Origin of the sequence: Rhizobium sp. N324 (assembly GCF_001664485.1) — a bacterium.
In the GTDB taxonomy this organism is placed as follows: Bacteria; Pseudomonadota; Alphaproteobacteria; order Rhizobiales; family Rhizobiaceae; genus Rhizobium.
In genome coordinates this window covers 618,947-635,308 of the sequence record NZ_CP013635.1, presented here as the reverse complement: position 1 = coordinate 635,308, position 16,362 = coordinate 618,947, and the positions used below count along the sequence as shown (strand labels likewise).

General features: G+C 62.3%; 14 protein-coding genes and 1 pseudogene. 4 read left to right on the top strand and 11 right to left on the bottom strand.

The genetic code is table 11. From position 1 onward, the window contains the following. Positions 1-5 precede the first annotated feature (5 nt). The 5 genes from AMK05_RS32840 to AMK05_RS32820 form a co-directional block, all read right to left on the bottom strand. Positions 6-923, bottom strand: coding sequence for a dihydrodipicolinate synthase family protein (locus AMK05_RS32840; RefSeq protein WP_064844901.1), 918 nt, complete (start codon positions 921-923; stop codon positions 6-8). Positions 924-941: 18 nt separating this feature from the next. Beyond that, positions 942-1,820, bottom strand: a complete 879-nt coding sequence (locus tag AMK05_RS32835; protein WP_064844899.1) for an ABC transporter permease — start codon at positions 1,818-1,820, stop codon at positions 942-944. 2 nt (positions 1,821-1,822) lie between these two features. Further along, positions 1,823-2,782, bottom strand: a complete 960-nt coding sequence (locus AMK05_RS32830) for an ABC transporter permease (protein WP_064844897.1) — start codon at positions 2,780-2,782, stop codon at positions 1,823-1,825. A gap of 105 nt (positions 2,783-2,887) precedes the next feature. Beyond that, positions 2,888-4,486, bottom strand: coding sequence for an ABC transporter substrate-binding protein (locus AMK05_RS32825; RefSeq protein WP_064844895.1), 1,599 nt, complete (start codon positions 4,484-4,486; stop codon positions 2,888-2,890). After that, positions 4,470-5,213 carry a FadR/GntR family transcriptional regulator gene (locus tag AMK05_RS32820; RefSeq protein ID WP_064844893.1) on the bottom strand — a complete coding sequence of 248 codons (744 nt, stop codon included), beginning with the start codon at positions 5,211-5,213 and terminating at the stop codon, positions 4,470-4,472. Before AMK05_RS32820 ends, AMK05_RS32825 begins: the two co-directional genes overlap by 17 nt. Before the next feature lie 351 nt (positions 5,214-5,564). Here AMK05_RS32820 and AMK05_RS32815 point away from each other — a divergent pair, with 351 nt between their 5' ends. Beyond that, on the top strand, positions 5,565-7,739 hold the full coding sequence (locus AMK05_RS32815; protein WP_064844891.1) for a TonB-dependent siderophore receptor: 2,175 nt from the start codon (positions 5,565-5,567) through the stop codon (positions 7,737-7,739). After that, a pseudogene (locus tag AMK05_RS35915) lies at positions 7,729-8,097 on the top strand (siderophore-iron reductase FhuF); the annotation flags it as partial. The gene AMK05_RS32815 and the pseudogene AMK05_RS35915, both read left to right, overlap by 11 nt. Before the next feature lie 202 nt (positions 8,098-8,299). On the opposite strand, the gene fhuB reads toward AMK05_RS35915, so the two are convergent. The 3 genes from fhuB to AMK05_RS32795 are packed head-to-tail and all read right to left on the bottom strand — an operon-like array spanning position 8,300 to position 11,621. Then, positions 8,300-10,267, bottom strand: a complete 1,968-nt coding sequence (gene fhuB / locus AMK05_RS32805; RefSeq protein ID WP_064844887.1) for a Fe(3+)-hydroxamate ABC transporter permease FhuB — start codon at positions 10,265-10,267, stop codon at positions 8,300-8,302. Next, on the bottom strand, positions 10,264-11,097 hold the full coding sequence (locus AMK05_RS32800; protein WP_064844885.1) for an iron-siderophore ABC transporter substrate-binding protein: 834 nt from the start codon (positions 11,095-11,097) through the stop codon (positions 10,264-10,266). The genes fhuB and AMK05_RS32800 overlap by 4 nt, the downstream gene beginning before the upstream one ends. A gap of 32 nt (positions 11,098-11,129) precedes the next feature. Beyond that, positions 11,130-11,621 (bottom strand): GNAT family N-acetyltransferase, encoded by a 492-nt coding sequence (locus tag AMK05_RS32795; protein WP_064844883.1) that lies wholly within the window; start codon positions 11,619-11,621, stop codon positions 11,130-11,132. Between the two features lie 164 nt (positions 11,622-11,785). Between AMK05_RS32795 and AMK05_RS34250 the strand changes: the two genes are divergently transcribed. Further along, on the top strand, positions 11,786-12,442 hold the full coding sequence (locus AMK05_RS34250; RefSeq protein ID WP_082935812.1) for a sigma-70 family RNA polymerase sigma factor: 657 nt from the start codon (positions 11,786-11,788) through the stop codon (positions 12,440-12,442). On the opposite strand, the gene AMK05_RS32785 is transcribed toward AMK05_RS34250, so the two are convergent. Genes AMK05_RS32785 through AMK05_RS32775 form a run of 3 tightly spaced genes read right to left on the bottom strand, consistent with a single transcriptional unit; the run spans position 12,333 to position 15,935 of the window. After that, positions 12,333-13,520 carry a PLP-dependent transferase gene (locus AMK05_RS32785; RefSeq protein ID WP_064844879.1) on the bottom strand — a complete coding sequence of 396 codons (1,188 nt, stop codon included), beginning with the start codon at positions 13,518-13,520 and terminating at the stop codon, positions 12,333-12,335. The genes AMK05_RS34250 and AMK05_RS32785 overlap by 110 nt on opposite strands. A 10-nt stretch (positions 13,521-13,530) precedes the next feature. Continuing rightward, a complete protein-coding gene (locus AMK05_RS32780; protein ID WP_064844877.1) occupies positions 13,531-14,949 on the bottom strand; it encodes an MATE family efflux transporter in 1,419 nt (472 codons plus the stop codon). Continuing rightward, positions 14,946-15,935 carry a GNAT family N-acetyltransferase gene (locus AMK05_RS32775; RefSeq protein ID WP_171899899.1) on the bottom strand — a complete coding sequence of 330 codons (990 nt, stop codon included), beginning with the start codon at positions 15,933-15,935 and terminating at the stop codon, positions 14,946-14,948. Before AMK05_RS32775 ends, AMK05_RS32780 begins: the two co-directional genes overlap by 4 nt. Positions 15,936-16,129: 194 nt before the next feature. On the opposite strand from AMK05_RS32775, the gene AMK05_RS32770 reads away from it, so the two are divergent. Next, positions 16,130-16,348 (top strand): MbtH family protein, encoded by a 219-nt coding sequence (locus AMK05_RS32770; protein WP_064844873.1) that lies wholly within the window; start codon positions 16,130-16,132, stop codon positions 16,346-16,348. Positions 16,349-16,362 lie beyond the last annotated feature (14 nt).

The following is a 16,362-nucleotide window of genomic DNA, read 5'->3' as shown; positions in this document are numbered from 1 at the left end:
CCGGCTCAGCTCAGCAGGCCGGTTGCACGCAGTATCTCGTCGATCCGTGCGATTTCCGCATCGTTCAGCGAGGCGCGCGGCCGCGGCATGACGGCGCTGTCGATAATGCCGAGGCGCTGCATGGCGGTCTTGAATGCGCCGATGCCCGATGCGCCGCCGCTGACACGGCCCTGTGCGACCCAAACGATTTCGAACAGGCGGCAGAGCCGCTCCTGCTCCTTCTTTGCGGCGGCCCAATCGCCCCGCTGTGCGGCATCCCAGAGTCTGACATAGCCGTGCGGATCGACATTGGCGATGCCGGGAACGACGCCGTGGGCGCCCATCAGCAGGGCGGTGTCGACGACGATCTCGGAGCCGGTCATCAGGAAGACGTCCTCGTGCTCGGCGAGATCGAGAAGCGCATAACGAAAGTTGCCGTCGTCGCCGCTGGAATCCTTGAGACCGATGATGGTGTCTTCCCTGGCGAGCGTGACCACGGTCTGGCGCTGCAGCTTGACGTGAACGCAGACCGGAATGTCGTAGGCGATGAGCGGAACGTCCACCGCATCTCTGACATAACGGAAATGATCGAGGATCTCGGACTGGCTGGTGACCGTATAGAACGGAGCGGTCATGACCACAGCGTCGGCGCCGGCAGCCTTTGCGACCTTCGAATGGGCGATGACCCGATCGGTGGTCGGATCGATGACGCCGACGATCAGCGGCACCCGGCCGTTCACCACCTTGGCCGAATGCTCGATGATTTCGCGGCGTGTCTTTTCGTCATGGAAGATGACTTCGCTGGTCGACCCCAGCACGAATACGCCGTGGCAGCCGGCGTCGATCAGATGTTCGAGCACCTTGGTATAGGAGGGGTAGTCGACGGTGAGATCCGGGTTGAGCGGCGTTACGACGGGGGGGACGACACCCTTGAATTTGGCCATTTTCGCTTCTTTCGATTGTCAGTTCAGTTCGGCACGCGGGTCGAAGGCATCTCTGAGGCCATCGCCGATGAAGTTGATTGCAAGCACGGCAAGGACCAGCGCGCCGCCGGGGAAGAGCCATTGCCACGGATATTGTTCGAGCACGGCGGTGGAGCGGGCGGCGTTCAGCATGTTGCCCCAGCTTGCCGCCGGTGGGGCGATGCCGAGACCGAGGAAGGACAGGCCGGCCTCGAGCAGGATGGCGTTGGCGATCTGCAGCGTCGCATAAACCACGAGGATATCGATCGAATTCGGCAGGCCGTGGCGGAAGAGCAGATGCCCGATGCCGGCGCCCATGCCGCGGGCGGCCATGACGAAATCACGCTCGCGCAATTCCAGCAGCCGGGAGCGGATCATCCGCGCCAGCAGCGGCCAGGAGAGCAGTGAGATGACCAGCACCGTCGGCCAGATGCCGGTGCCGGCGATCGAGGCGAGCACAAGCAGGAAGATGACGGGCGGCAGGGTCATCACCAGATCGACGAAGCGCATCGAGACGGCGTCCGCCCAACGACCCGCAAGTGCCGAGATCGCCCCGAGGAGAAAACCGATGACCGCCGAAAGCGCGGTCGATGCGATAGCGACCAGCAGCGAGATCCGGCCGCCTTCGAGCACCCGCGCGAAGACATCGCGGCCGACGCCGTCGGTTCCGAACCAGTGAGTGGCCGTCGGGCCGCTATTCATGGCCAGAAGATCGATGTCATTCGGCTGGAAAGCCCACCAGAGCGGATAGGAGAGGATCAGCAGCAGCATCGGAACGGCCATGCAGACGCCGGCAACCGCCGCGCGGTTGAGCATGAAACGGCTGAAGGCGCGGGCAAGCGGCCCCGGGCTGCGGTGCTGGGGGGCGCGGGCCAGCATGGTCAGCCCACCTTGATGCGCGGGTCGACGACCGCATAGGTGATGTCGGTCAAAAGATTGACGACGATAACGCAAGTGCCGATGACGAGTGTCGCGCCCATGATGACGGGGTAGTCGCGGGTCTGTACGGCATCGACCAGCAAAAGACCCATGCCCGGCCAGTTGAAAACGCTTTCGATGAAGATGGCGCCGCCGATGGCAAGCCCGATGGTGGAGCCGATCAGGGTGACGATCGGAAGAAGCGCATTGCGCAACGCGTGCTTGCTGATGACCCAGAACTCGCGAACGCCCTTGGCGCGCGCCGTGCGGACGTAATCCTGGTTCAGAACTTCGAGCAGCGACGCGCGCATGTACCGCATGATCAATGCGGCTTGGGCGACGGACAGAAGCGCTGCCGGCAGGATCAGGTGGTGGAGCATATCACTGAGCGAGAATTCTTCGCCCGGCGTCAGCATGCCGCCCGACGGCATCCAGTGCAGGCGGACGGAGAAGATATAGAGGCCGATCAGCGCGCTGAGGAATGCCGGGCTCGAAATGCCGGCAAGCGCTGCCACCGACAAGGAGAGATCGGCAAGCGAATTGCGGCGGACGGCGCCGATCACCCCGCAGGCGATTCCGGCGACGATGGCGAAGGCAAGTGCGGTGCCCATCAGCAGCACCGTGGGCCCGATCCGCGACAGCACCAGGCTGAGAACCGGCTGGTCGAGACGCTTGATCGAATAACCGAGATTGCCCGCCAACGCCTGCTGCAGCCAGCCCAGATACTGGACGGGCAAGGGCTGGTCGAGCCCGAGGCGTCGGCGCAGATCGACAAGATCCGACGGCGACATCGGCAGGTTCGGATCGATATAGGCATCGATCGGATCGCCGGGTGTCAGGCGCAACAGCAGGAAGATCAGCATGCTCAGGGCGACGAGCATGCCTGTTCCTATGATCAGGCGTCTAAGACTGTATCGGAGCATCGTCAATCCGTCTGTCGGGCCGTCTGTCGGGCCGTCTGTTGGGCCGCCTTGTCGGGCCGTCCTGTCAGGGTGGCCGAAGCCACCCTTGAGCCTTTGCGGAAACCGTTATTCGGCCATCGACCATTTCTGCGGGTCGGCCTGGTAGGGGCCGCCGCCCGGCGCCGGTGTCCAGACAAAATCCTTCGCCTTGGTCGAGACGATGCCGTAACGGTTTGCCACCCAGAGCGTCGCCCAGGGCAGGTTGGTGTTCATCACCTTGCAGACGTCCTGGTAGGCCGCATCCCGCTTGGCGCTGTCGGGCTCGGCAAGCGCGCTATCCAGCGCCTTGGTGAGATCGGGCATACGCACTCTGGCGACATTCGGTCCGGCCGGAGGGATCTGTTTCTCGTTGAGGCCGACATTGATGCTTCCGGCATCCGGCCCGTTCTGCAGCCCGGCGTAAACCATCTGGAACTGGGCAATATCCGGCGTCGCATTGAGAACGATGCTGTTATAGGTCGGCGCATCGACGGCACGCGGCACGATGTTGATTCCGACCTGGGCAAGCATCGCCTGGACTGCGGCAAGAACGTTGGTGGCAAGCGGCGTGGTGTAATAGGTCAGAAGCGTGATCGGCTTACCGCCGTTGATCTGGTCCCAGCCGGCGTCCTTCAGCAACTTCTTGGCCTTCTCGGGATCGTAGGCATAGGTGTCGATGCCCGGCGGTATCAGCTGTTCGGCGACATAGGCGCAGTTGGCCGGTTTGGCTGCACCGCCATAGAGGCTCTGGATGATGGCATCGCGATTGATCGCATACATCACCGCCTGGCGGACGCGCAGATCCTTCCAGATCGGGGAATCGTGGTTGAAGCCCAGATAGTTGACGACGAAAGAGTTGCCTTCCATGACCTTGAAGTCCTTATTGTCCTTGAAGGTCGGCACGTCGTTGGAATCGACATAGGTGAACTGGATCTCGCCGGATCGGAGCGCCGCGATCGCCGCGGCCGGGTTGGCGAAATAGCGGTTGATAACGCGTTCGAGCGCCGGCTTGCCACCGCGATAATCGGTGTTTGCGGCAAGCTCGACATATTGATCCGAGACGTATTTGGTGAATTTGAACGGGCCGGTGCCGATCGGCGCGGTGGACCACCAGGTGTTCTTCGCCAGCTGGTCAGCCGGTATCGCGGCGAGCGCATGCTCGGGCAGCATCATCATCTTGGTCATCGTGTCGAGAAAACTGCTGCTGGGTGCGCTAAGCTTGATGACGACGGTGTGATCGTCCGGCGCCTCGACGGACGATATGCCCTTCAGCCGGGCCGCGAGCACCGAGCCGGTTTTCGCATCCGTCGCAAGGCCCAGGGTGAATTTCGCATCCTTGGCGGTAAAGGGTTTGCCATCATGCCATTTGGCGTCGGCGAGCTTGAACGTGTAGGTCAGCTGATCGGGGCTGATCTCGTAGGCGTTCGCCAGCGCGCCGACGACTTTCTGCAGCTTCTCGTCATAGGTGATCAGCGGTTCGTAATAGATGCTGAGCCAGGTAAAGCCGGCGGTCGCCGCCAGCGGATTGAAGTTGCCCTGGAAGCCTCCCGGGCCGACATCGAAGCCGCCGGACAGGGTGGCGGCCTGAGCCGAGGCTGCAGCGCCCGAAACGACAAGAGCCGGAACGGCTGTTGTCGACAGCAGGGCGCCAAGCGCGACAGCGGATAGTCTAGACAGTCTTTTCATGCGTTCCTCCCATGTTTGAACTTGTCTTGTTATTGGCAATCACCCGGGCAATTCCCTCGTAATGGCGATCCAGGCGCCGGCGGGCCTCCTCCAGATCCTTTGCCTCGATCGCATCGACGATTGCGGCGTGATCGCGCCACGTCGCCATCGGATCGGTATTTTCGAGGTTGACGAAATCCGACGCCTTGTAGAAGGCGAGCCAGAAGACATCGATCAGCCGTACGAGCGTCTCGTTGTCCTGGCAGCGAAACAGCAGCCGGTGGAACAACTGGTCGTCCGCCGCGAAGGTTTCACCGCGCTCGGCATGGGCGCGCATTCGATCGACGGTGGCGCGCAGTTCGGCAATGTCCTCCTCGCCAATCATATCGATCGTCTTGCCGATCAATCCCACCTCAAGCGTGCGCCGGATTTCGAGAACCTCCTCGATCTGCCGCAGGGCGCCGCCGAGGCCGTAAGCGAGGTTGTCGAGAAGCGGCTCGAAGGAAAATGCCTTCACGAAAATGCCGACGCCGCGCCGTGTCTCCAGCACGCCGAGCGATTCCAGCGCCTTGATGCCTTCCCTGAGCGAATTGCGGCTGACGCCGAGCTGGGTCGCAAGCTCTCCTTCCGCCGGAAGCAGGGTTCCGGGGGCAAGGCCGTTATCGTCGATATAGGCGCGCAGACTTTCCTGCACGGAGACGTGCAAAAGTGGTGCGCGCGTCAGCGGCTTCATCGATTTCAATGTCATGCCGGGTCGCTTCCTCGCATCGTCGATAAAGGATTGGTTATTACATATATACTTGTAGGATATCTGTCAAATGGACGGACTTTCGGGTGATAAGTCGGGTGCCGGCATCTGCAGCGAAATCGCTCGTGGAAAACAGCGTCCCGCCGAGAGCGGCGCTCACTCGATGTGGATTTGGACGCTTGAAAAGCGAGGCTGAGGCCGGGCCAAGCCTCGAAGACGTGTGCAACCTGTTCGGGAGTGCCGAAAGCCATGGATTTCATCAATAAAAGGTGACTAAAATAATCATCTTATGTTGACAATGCTTCCTTCGCTCCATAGGTTCCGCCCGCATCCGTGAGGTAGGGACCAAGAATGGCGCGTGTTTTTTTGAATGTTTCTAATATTGTACCCAGAATTTACAGGGATAGCCTGTTTGCCACGACAGCTCTGATCGCGACCGGCATTGCAGCCTTGCCGGCTGCCGCCCAGAGCGCGACCACAGGTGACACCGCGACGGCATTGGAACCAATCGTCATTCAAGGTGCAGCCTCTGATAGCAAGACCGACCGGACGTCCGTCGCCGCCAAGAACAGCGCGGGCGCGACCAAGATCAGCACGCCGCTCGTCGAAACGCCGCGTTCGATCTCCGTAACCACCGAGACTGAAATCGAGCAGCGCGGCGCGCAGAGCGTCATCGAGGCAGTGCGTTATACCGCTGGCGTGACGACCGGACCGAACGGCTTCGATCCGCGCTTCGACCAGATCTACATTCGCGGCTTCAACATCACGACGGTCGGCGACTTTCGTGACAGCCTGCGCCAGCCCTACATGAATTACGGCATGTTCCGCACCGATCCCTATCAGTTACAGCGCGTCGAGGTGATCAAGGGGCCGGTTTCCGTTCTCTACGGTGCGGGATCGCCGGGCGGCCTCGTCAACAAAATATCGAAGCTTCCGACCGAGGAGCCGATCCGCGAAGTCGGCATTACCTACGGCACCAAGGACCGGCTGCAGGGGATGTTCGATTTCGGCGGGCCTATCAGTGAGGGCAACGACGATTTCCTCTATCGCATCGTCGGTCTCGCCCGCCGCGGCGACACGAATTTCGATATTGCCGACGACCGCTATTTCCTGGCGCCGTCTTTCACCTGGAAGCCTGACGAGGGCACGTCCCTAACGGTGTACGGTCTGGCGCAGTCGGACGAGACCGATTCCAATGTCGGCGCGATCACGACCTTGGACGGCAAGTTCCACGAACTCAGGGAGAGCGATCCCGACTACGACTACCAGAAGGTCAAGCAGCAGCAGGTCGGCTATCAGTTCGAACATGAATTCGACAACGGCCTGACCTTCCGGCAGAACCTGCGTTACTCGCATCTCGACCTGGAGGCCCGCTATCTCGGCGTTACCGGCTGGAACGGGACCGTCGCGCATCGTGGCACAAATGCAATCCGGGACGAAATGAACGTCTTCCAGGTCGACAATCAGCTCGAGGCGAAGTTCGATACGGGCCCGCTTGCCCATACGATGCTGTTCGGGCTCGACTACACCAACCTCCAGTCGAGCTTTGGTTACGGCGCCGGAGCCGCGGATCCGGCGTTCGACTTCGATATCGCCAATCCGACTTATGGAGTGTCGGGCGCTACGCCGGACTATAGCATCCTGGCTTCCGATGCCGACATGCGACAGGCCGGCTTTTACGCGATGGATCAGATCGAGGTCGGAAACTGGCGCTTCAACCTCGGCGGCCGGCAGACCTGGGTGAACCAGACGCGCGATGCGACCCTGCCCGCGGTCAGCTCGGAGGAGGTCGACAAGAACGCCTTCTCCTGGCAAGCCGGTGCTCTCTACCTCTTCGATAACGGCATTGCTCCCTTCGTCTCCTACGCCACCTCGTTCGATCCGGTGACCAACCGTTCGACCTCAGGCAAGATCCTGGCGCCGACAGAGGGGGAACAATACGAAGTCGGCGTGAAATACCAGCCGCCGGGCTCCGATATCCTCCTGTCGGCCGTTGCCTATCACATCGTCGAAAAGAACAAGCCGGTGCTGGTCGATCCGCTGCTGTTTGCCTATGGCTCGATCGGTGAAGTGACCGGAAAGGGCGTCGAACTCGAAGCCCGCGCGGCGGTAGCCGATGGCTGGGATCTTATCGCGGCTTACACCTACAACCGGTCAGAAGTGACGGGCGGCGGTGAAAACGAGGGCAATACGCCGGCCCTGACACCCTCGCATGTCGCTAGCCTCTGGGCCAACTACACGTTCCAGGAAACCAACCCCTTCAACGGCCTGTCGGTCGGCGCAGGTGTCCGTTATGTCAGCGAGAACTGGACGGATACCGCCAATACGTCGAAGAACCCGACGAGCTTCTACATCGACGCATCCGCATCATATGATTTCGGTGCGGTCGACAAGAAATACGAAGGTCTGACGGCCGCCTTCAATATCCGCAACATTGCCGACGAGCGCGACACCGTCTGCAACGAAGGCTTCTGCTATCTCGGCCAGGGCCGCAACATGACCGGGACGCTGAAGTATCGGTGGTAAGGCATGGCGGCAAAGACGGAGTAGGGCGTCTCGGCGCCCGACTTCGATCGCCAATTATCCTGTCGCCCACCAGGCCGTTGACGGCGTGGTGGGCGATGGCGCGTTCTCCTATTGGCCGCGGCAAGCTGCTCGGTGCCCCACCGCAGACGGGCATCGTTCTTGCTTTCAGGGATCTCAGCGACGTCGCATTCTTTGACGGGCTCATCGCCCGATATGCGCAAAAATTTCCAGGCAGCGACCGCAGTGCGGTCGTCTCGATGTGGACCCTCTACTATTTCAGCATCCTGTCGATTGCCCCAGCCCGCAGATATTCATGCACCGGATCGGGCTGCCGTTGGAGACCGATAGGCTGAGCGTCGGCGGTCGCGGCGGAGCCTGCCCGCTGAAGGACGGCGCCATTGATCTTCCCGACCTCGGTTTGCCCCTCATTTGGCTGCCGCCACCGACCGGGGTTGAGCCACCGGTCTCGACCCCGGTTGGGTTAGGGTGAGGGGCAGCCATCGGCACGAGTCAAACGGCCGAATATAAGCCCGCCTGAGACGTCGATTGCCGACCACTTTTCACGCTCGCCGGCGCAGAACGATCAGCAGCATCGGGGCGCCCACAAGAGCCGAGATCAATCCGGCGGGGATCTGGTAGGGGAAAGCGATCATCCGCCCCGTCCAGTCGGCGATGACGAGAAGGGCCGCCCCAATGAGGGCGGCGGCGAGGAGCTGGGCAGCGGGCCGGCGAAGACCGAGCCCATGGGCAAGGTGCGGGGCCATCAAGCCGACGAAGCTCAAGGGGCCGACGACGAGCGTCGCCGCCGCCGTCATGATCGCCGAGAGGCCGAACAGCACCGCGCGTGCGGGAACGATTCTGAGGCCGAGTTCACTTGCCGTCTCGGTTCCAAGTTGCAGCAGGGCAAGCCAGCGGCTGGCGAGAAAGGCGGCGGCCAGACAGCCGAGCGCAATCAGAAGGGCGCTTGCGGCCACCGCATTGTCGACGAAATAGGTCGAGCCCGCCATCCAGCGGATGAGCGCCAGGCCGCGCGGATCGCCGCTCGCGGCAAGGACGCCGATCCCGGCGTCGAGTATCGCGCCGAGGGCGATGCCGGCGAGCAGCACACGGTTCGGGCCGAAGCCGGAACGCGCGCTCAGGAGGAAGATCAGCGTCAGCACCACAAGAGCGCCGCCGCCGGCAAAGGCAAGCTGGATCGTCAGGCCTGGCGCCGCAAAGACAAACATGGCGGCCGCAACGCCGAGCGTTGCTCCTGCCGATACGCCGAGCACCTCGGGGCTTGCCATTTCGTTTCCGGTCAGCCGCTGCAGGATCAGCCCGGTCACGCCGAGCACGGTTCCGGCGCCGAATGCGGCGGCGACCCGCGGCAGCCGCAGGGGAAGGATTTCGTCCCAAGAGGCGGCCGGCAGCCAGGCCCATGCACCGTCGGGTGCGCGGCCGAAGAAGATTGCGGCAATCGCCAAGATGACGACCAGGACGAGCAGAGCAGCAAAGGATGCCGTTCTGTTGTCGATTGCATGTTGGGGCGACGCCACGCCGGGCAGCGCGCGCGAGGCCGTGGCGAGGCGGGGGAGAAGAGCAATCAGGATCGGGCCGCCGAGCAGCGCCGTCACCGCCCCGGTCGGCACGAAATCGCCTGGAGCGGCAAGCTTGATCGCCTGGTCCGTCAGCAGCAGAAGGCCGGCGCCTGCAATGGGCGACCAGATCAATTGGCTGAGAATCCGCCTGGCGCCCGCAAGCCGCACGATCTGCGGGGCGACCAGCCCGATGAAGCCGATGACGCCGACGGCGCTGGTAACGAAGGCGCTGAGCGCGATGGCAATCGCCAGCATGAAACCGCGGGCCCATTTGATCGGCAGGCCGAGGCTCGTTGCGCCGGCATCGCCGATCTGGCTCAACGTCAGCGGTCTCGTGGCCAGAAAAGCAAGCGCCGCCAGCAGCGCCACCTTCGGCAGCAGCGACGCCGGGATCGCCCAGCTCTGCTGCGACAGCGACCCGGCGCCCCAGATGAAAATCCCCGAGAGATATTGATCGTTCATCAGCACCAGGATGGCCGCCGTCGCCCCGCACCAGAGACCGACGATCATGCCCGACAGGATGAGGGAAAAGGGCGAGAAGCCATGGCGGGCGCTGATCGAGAAGATGGCCAAGGCGGCAGCGGCACTGCCGGCAAGCGCGACCGCGTCCCGGCCCCATCCCGCGAGTGACGGAACGGCGAGCATCACGGAAACCAGCGCCAGATTGGCGCCGGTGGAAATGCCGAGCGTCGTCGGCGAGGCCAGCGGATTGCGCAGCACCTGCTGCAGGATCGTGCCGGAGAGCGCGAGTGCTGCACCGGCGATCAGGGCTGTCGCCATGCGCGGCAGCGTCGAATAGAGGAGGAGAAGGCGCTCGGCATCATAACCGCCGGACGCCGCCTCGAGATGGGGCAGTGCCGCCCAAACCTCCCTTACGGCAAGGGCCAATCCGGAAAAGAGCAGGAGGCCCGCAAGTGCGGGCGCGCCGAAGTGAGACAATCTGGCCTTCATCGGGCTGAAGTCTCCAGCGTATCGACGACCAGGGTCGAAAACCGCAGCGCCTCCTCAATCATTCCAAACATCAGAACGCCTGGAATGACCGAGAGCCGCTGCCGCTTGACGAAGGGAAGGCTGGTCCAGAGCGGGCTTTCGGAAAGCTGGGTCAGGACGTCGGGTGGAAGCAGCGGCGAAACGATGATCAGATGCGCGTCTTCGCCGAGTTCGGCGAGCTGTTCCAGGCCGATCGTCTGAAATCCCCAGTAACTGGCCTCGCCCTTCCAGGCATTCTCAAGGCCGATGCGCTTCATGGCGCCGCTGAAAAGCCCGGGGCCGCCGTAGATGCGCGCATGCCTGTTGTCGATGAAGTTGATGACGGCAACCGGGGGAGCAGACAGGTTTTTTGTCCGCTCGCGCAACCGATCGAAACTGGCATCGGCATCGGACAGAAACGCCTTTGCCTGCTCTGCCCGCCCGATCATCGTGCCGAGCCGCAGTGTTTCGACGTAGGAACGGGCCAGTGCCTCGTTGTGCTCGGCATAAATGGTGAACCGCTCCACCGGCGCGATCCGCGACAGTTTTTCGTCCAGTGCCGCAAGGAAAGGGGTGCTGAGAATGAGCGACGGCCGGATACTGGTGAGAACCTCGAGATTGATCTCCGAGCTGGTGCCGAGATCGACGACATCGGCCGGCATCGTCGGTTCGACCACCCATTCCCCCCAGTTTCTCAGGGAAACGACGGCGCGCGGCGTCTGGCCGAGCGCCAGCATCGTGGATGCCAGTCCGTAATCGAGCGAAACGACGCCGCCATCGCCGGCGCGCACGGTTGCGGGTGCGCCGGTCATTGCCAGCGTGCCAAGCAGAAAGTCTCGTCGTTTCAAAGCGTCGTCTCATCTGCCTGGACGCCGGCGAGCGGCTTGACCATGAACAGGCATGGGTGGTCCTCGTCCCATAACTCTGCAAAGACCTCCGCCCTGATGAAGCCGTTCCGGTCGTAGAAGCGCCGCGTCGCCTCGAATTGCGGTTCCTCGCGGCGGCGCGGGGCGAGCGTCTTGACCGTCAGCAACCGGGCACCCGCTTCATGGCTGAAACGTTCGGCTTCGTCGATGAGCTGACGTCCGGCGCCGCGGCCGTGATGTTCGGGTCGGGTCGCGATCAGCGCGATTTCGACGGCGCCGGGCAGGTGCGGCTTCAAGGCAATCAGCGCGGTGACGACATCGGCTTCGATATAGCCGAACACCGGCAGATCTTCGATCGCCTGGACACTCGCCTCGATGACCTCCGGTTCGGAAAACCAGTCGGGCAAAGCCCCCATGATCGATCGGCAGAGCTCCGCCTTGCCCGTCAGGATCTCAACTGTCCTTCCCATTTTTTCTCGCTTTCACTCCGTCGATTTAAACTTGACTCCTGTTATCACCTTAAAATAGACACTGCAATCAAATCGTGTACTTTCCCTCCAAAAAGGAGCGCCACGACCGCGTCGACCAGTAACGACTGAGCCTGATTTTCCATTTGTAAAAAGGGTACAGGACAATGCAAGCATTGCATCGCGATGTGAATGGAAATGCCGTTGTCAACGCCATGATCGAAAACAAGGATAAGCTCCTTAAGACGATTGAAAGCGTTGTCAAATCAAGGTCATATTCCGAGGATATCTTTCAGGATGGCGTGATTAAAGCTTACGGGGTCAAAACCGATGGTATTCGTTGCCCGATCGGTTACGCCTTCCGGATGGTCTATAACCTTGCACTCGATGAAAGCCGCCGCCGCCGTCAGCAGATGAACAACTATAGGTCGATAGACCAGGTTCAGGAGATCACGGCTCCCATCCCCACCGTACTCGACCAGCTTGTCGCTGCCGAGACGCTGCGCGATGTGCTTGCCTCGCTCAAGGCCCTGCCGAAGCGCACCAACGATGCCTTCATACGGCACCGCCTCAACGGCGTGCCGCAGAAGGATATTGCCGCCGAACTCGGCGTTTCACGGACCCTCGTCAACTTCATGATCAAGGCGGCGGAGGAACATTGCCATCTGGCAATGAACGAGCCTGCCCGCCTTGATGACGAACGCGCGCGGGATATTACCGCTTCGCGGCGTGCAGCGCCTGCTGCAAATCGTTCCACAGCAGTTCCGGCTCTTCCAGGCCAACGGCGAAACGAACCGTCTGCTCGCTCACGCCGAACCGGATGAAGGAAGTCATCCGGTCGGGGATCTGCAGCGCCACCTTGGCGGGGACCACCAGTGTTTCGGGTCCCCCCCAACTGACGCCGAGGCGGATGTCGCGCAGACTGTTCACAAAACGGGCGACGTCGATATCGGGATTGAGGTCGAAGGCGAACAGCCCGGCATAACCCGACAGCGTCGCCCGACCGGGATGATCCTGGAGGGCCGGGTGACGGACGCGGGCGATGGCCGAATGCTGCTTCAGCCGATCGGCCAGCAGAAGCCCGCTGCGCTCATGTTCCTTGAGGCGGACACGCAGGGTGCGCATGCCGCGCAACAAGAGCCAGGCCTCGAAGGGCGAGAGCTTGGCGCCGACATAGGGATAGGAGGTCGAATTGATCCGCGCGATCGCCTCCTTCGAGCCGACGACGACGCCGGCGACCGTATCGCTGTGGCCGCCGAGATATTTCGAGGCGGCGTGGATGACGATATCGACGCCGTGCTGGATCGGCTTCTGAAACAGCGGCGTTGCCCAGGAATTGTCGATGACGGTGGTAACGCCCGCCTCCTTCGCCATGGCAGACAGCGCCGCAATGTCCTGCAGCTCGAAGACGAAGGATGTCGGGTTTTCGAGATAGAGCAGCTTGGCGCCGGAGAGCGCCTTGCGCACCTCGTCGTGGTCGGCGGGATCGACGAAATCGACGGCGACGCCGAGCCGGTCGAGCAGTTTGACTAGAAGACGGTAGACATCATTATAGAGGTGGCGGACGGCAACGACCCGGTCGCCGGCCTGCACCAGGCTCAGAATTGTCGAGGTGATGGCGGCCGTTCCGCTCGAAAAGGCGCGCCCATCCTCTGCGCCCTCGAGGCGGGCGACCAGAAGCTCGAATTCGCGGACGGTCGGATTGTCGCCGCGCGAATAGATGTAGTTGCGCGTGCGGCCGGCGAAAACATCTTCCATCGCCTCGTAACTGTCATAGGTGAAGAGCGAGGTCTGGAAGATCGGCGGCGACACGGCGTTGAATGCCGCCGGATCGACCGGCGTGAAGAGATCGTCGGCGACCGCATGGGCGCCGAGGTCGTGCGGATTGATCGACTGGTTCATGGTCATCCTCTCATGGACAAAAGCTGGGAGTGGGACGGATGGAGGTCAGAGGGCCGGCGGAGCGCTGCCGGAGTGCGCTGAGCGACCTCACTAGGCAGACGGCCGACAGCAGGCCGGTGAGGGCTGAGGCCAGGAACATGGCGGCCAGCACGCCTGAAAAGCCGAAGAAGGGCGGCAGGAGCGCAAGCAGCGGAAAGAGCAGATAGCCGTTTTGCGCCAGGCCGATGGCGACCGCCGCCTTGGGTCTTCCCTGCGCCTGGAACAGGATCAGCACCGTCTGTCGCAGGCCGAACAGCAGAAGGGGAAGATGGGTTGCGACGATTGCCTGTCCGGCGATCCCGATCGCTACCGCATCGTCGGTGAAGAACGAGGCAAGCGCTTGGGAGAAGACCAGCGCGGTCAGCCCGTAGGCGCCACTCACCGCACTGGTGACCGCTGTCAGGATGCGGGTTGCCGCCAGCGCCCTTGCCATATCGCCGCGACCCCAGGCAAAGCTTAGGATGGACTGGGCCCCAAGCGAGATGCCGATAACGGGAAGGGTTCCGACGGCAAGCAGCCGCAAAGCAATCCCGACGCCGGCAATGCCGGATTCTCCGTGATAGGTGGCGGCGAGCGACACCATGATCGCGATCGCGCCTGCCGTCGTCAGGCTGGTCAGCGTCGTCGGGGCCCCGACGGCAAGGACGGACCAGAGAGTGCGGATATCTGCCAGCCGCCAGTCAAGGCTCAGCCGGACCGTCCCAAGCCGCCTGAAGTGGTAGGCGCCATAGATGGAAAGCGCGACGATCTGGGACAGAATGGTGGCGATTGCCACGCCCTGCAGGCCGAGGCCGAATCCGAAGATCATGATCGGGTCGAGGATCATGTTCAAGGCAAAGCAGGCGACCAGCGTCCACATGCTGAAGCGGGCGTTACCCTCGGCGATCGCCAGAAAATCCAGAATGATCTGCGCCATCGTCAGCGGTATCGAGATCGCGATGATCATCAGGTAATGTTGCGCAAGCGGCTCGATCGCTGATGTGGCGCCGAACAGCAGCAGATCCGGAAAGGCGACGATTGCGATCGCACTGGCCGCGCCGAAGGCGACGCCGGCAGCAAGGCTGATCGACGCAATGGCGCCGGCCCGCGAGCGGTTGCCGGCGCCGAGCATCCGTCCGACCTCGGTTGCGACACCGACGCCGATGCCTTCGCCGAAGGCGGCGATCAGCATCAGGATCGGCAGGACGATCATGATCGCGGCGATCTGGTCTTCGCCGATCATGCCGACGAAAACCATGTTGATCGTGTGATGGGCGGCATTGATCGACAGGCCGAACATGGCCGGCAGTCCAAGCCGCAACAGCAGCCTGAGAAGCTGAGGACTGGCAAGATCCTCCGGGGCGAGGCGCCGTTTGCGGAGGCTGCCGCTCATCTCGCTCATGTCGTTCATGATGCAGGCACCCAGAGATGGTCGCCGAAGAAACGCTCGCGGGTCAGCATCACCAGCAGCGCCCGCTTATGCGGAAAATTGAAATGCTTGACCTTGGCGAAACCCGAACGATCGAGGTTACGGATCTGCTGTTCATGACTGGCGCGCGGCTCGCCGACGATGCGCCTGGTGCGCGGGTCGTCGAGGAAGATGAAATGCATCAGCGACGGAAGCCAGGCGCTGATCCATTTCTTGCCGCGATAATCGGGTTCGCCGATCGCGACATGCCAGCCGCGATCATAGTCGTCGGCATCGTAGAAGGGGCCGAGCCGGTTTTCCTTGGCCCAGTAGACCTCGAAATAGCCGAAGGGGATGTCGGCGAAACTGCCGATCAGCGGCAGCACATGCGGATCGGCGATCCGCTCCTCCAGGATCTCCCGGTGTTTGTCGAGCGAGCCGGCATCCTCCCAGATCGTGTTGACCTGCTCGTCGTTCATCCAGCGGTGGAACGCGGCAAGATCGGTCTCGGGATCGGCCACCCGGAAGCTGATGTCCCGCTCCAGCCAGGGAATGAAGCGCCGGTAGATCGTGCCCTTCGGCTTTGCCGGCCGGCGCGGATGATAGCGGCCGGCGGTCATTTCCTGCACCGGCGGCAGCGGGTAGCTGAGCTGCGGCAGCCAGAGCGACGGCCATTGCCAGAGGATCTCTGAATCCAGCCTGCCGCCGGCGCCGGAAATATGCGGCGGGAGGCTCGCCTGATGCCCCTCGAAGACGACGGATCTGATTGAGCGATCTTCCGCCGTCACGGCTTCGGCAGCCGCCATCAGAAGCTCGGCCGGTCGCGCGGGATCACCGTGGTAGAAGGTGATCGTTGCGACGCCGGCCTCGACCTCGAAAGCGGCTTCGTGGTGCCCGTGCGCGGTCTTCAGGTGGACGATATTGGGGGCGAGCCTGATGTAGCTCCGCGACTGCAGAGCCCGCCTTTGTTTGGCGGCGTCGAAATCCATGATGTTCTCCTTGACCGGCAGGGCTTTTGATGCGGCGAGCATGAAGCGCGCTCTTGTGCCGATTTGGTAGAATGACGATCCATCTTCCGGCGGATTTAGGGGTAGGCGAAGAAAAAAATTCTCAGCAATTTTCTAAACCGCAGCCGTCGGGATCCGTCATTTGCGCATGACATCAATCACCGCAGGAGCTTTCGATGGATAGTTTTGAGCCTCGCGACGATCTCTGGATCGTCGTCATCGACACCGAGCACCACCACTCGGTCTGGCCGCAGGACAAGCGGATTCCCACCGGCTGGGAGCGGACCGGCTTTGCCGGTTCACGTCAGGAATGCCTGGCCCATATCCGCGACGTCTGGACCGACCCGCGTCCCCTCTCGCTGCGCTCGGCAATGTCAGGCGATGCGCGTCTCTGAATAACGTCCGGATC

Coding starts and splice junctions, on each gene's coding strand:
- AMK05_RS32815 (WP_064844891.1), top strand. CDS start 5,565: ATGGCGCGTGTTTTTTTGAATGTTTCTAATATTGTACCCAGAATTTAC.
- AMK05_RS34250 (WP_082935812.1), top strand. CDS start 11,786: ATGCAAGCATTGCATCGCGATGTGAATGGAAATGCCGTTGTCAACGCC.
- AMK05_RS32835 (WP_064844899.1), bottom strand. CDS start 1,820: ATGCTGGCCCGCGCCCCCCAGCACCGCAGCCCGGGGCCGCTTGCCCGC.
- AMK05_RS32785 (WP_064844879.1), bottom strand. CDS start 13,520: ATGAACCAGTCGATCAATCCGCACGACCTCGGCGCCCATGCGGTCGCC.
- AMK05_RS32825 (WP_064844895.1), bottom strand. CDS start 4,486: ATGAAAAGACTGTCTAGACTATCCGCTGTCGCGCTTGGCGCCCTGCTG.
- AMK05_RS32800 (WP_064844885.1), bottom strand. CDS start 11,097: ATGACCGGCGCACCCGCAACCGTGCGCGCCGGCGATGGCGGCGTCGTT.
- AMK05_RS32780 (WP_064844877.1), bottom strand. CDS start 14,949: ATGAACGACATGAGCGAGATGAGCGGCAGCCTCCGCAAACGGCGCCTC.
- AMK05_RS32840 (WP_064844901.1), bottom strand. CDS start 923: ATGGCCAAATTCAAGGGTGTCGTCCCCCCCGTCGTAACGCCGCTCAAC.
- fhuB (WP_064844887.1), bottom strand. CDS start 10,267: ATGAAGGCCAGATTGTCTCACTTCGGCGCGCCCGCACTTGCGGGCCTC.
- AMK05_RS32820 (WP_064844893.1), bottom strand. CDS start 5,213: ATGACATTGAAATCGATGAAGCCGCTGACGCGCGCACCACTTTTGCAC.
- AMK05_RS32775 (WP_171899899.1), bottom strand. CDS start 15,935: ATGGATTTCGACGCCGCCAAACAAAGGCGGGCTCTGCAGTCGCGGAGC.
- AMK05_RS32770 (WP_064844873.1), top strand. CDS start 16,130: ATGGATAGTTTTGAGCCTCGCGACGATCTCTGGATCGTCGTCATCGAC.
- AMK05_RS32830 (WP_064844897.1), bottom strand. CDS start 2,782: ATGCTCCGATACAGTCTTAGACGCCTGATCATAGGAACAGGCATGCTC.
- AMK05_RS32795 (WP_064844883.1), bottom strand. CDS start 11,621: ATGGGAAGGACAGTTGAGATCCTGACGGGCAAGGCGGAGCTCTGCCGA.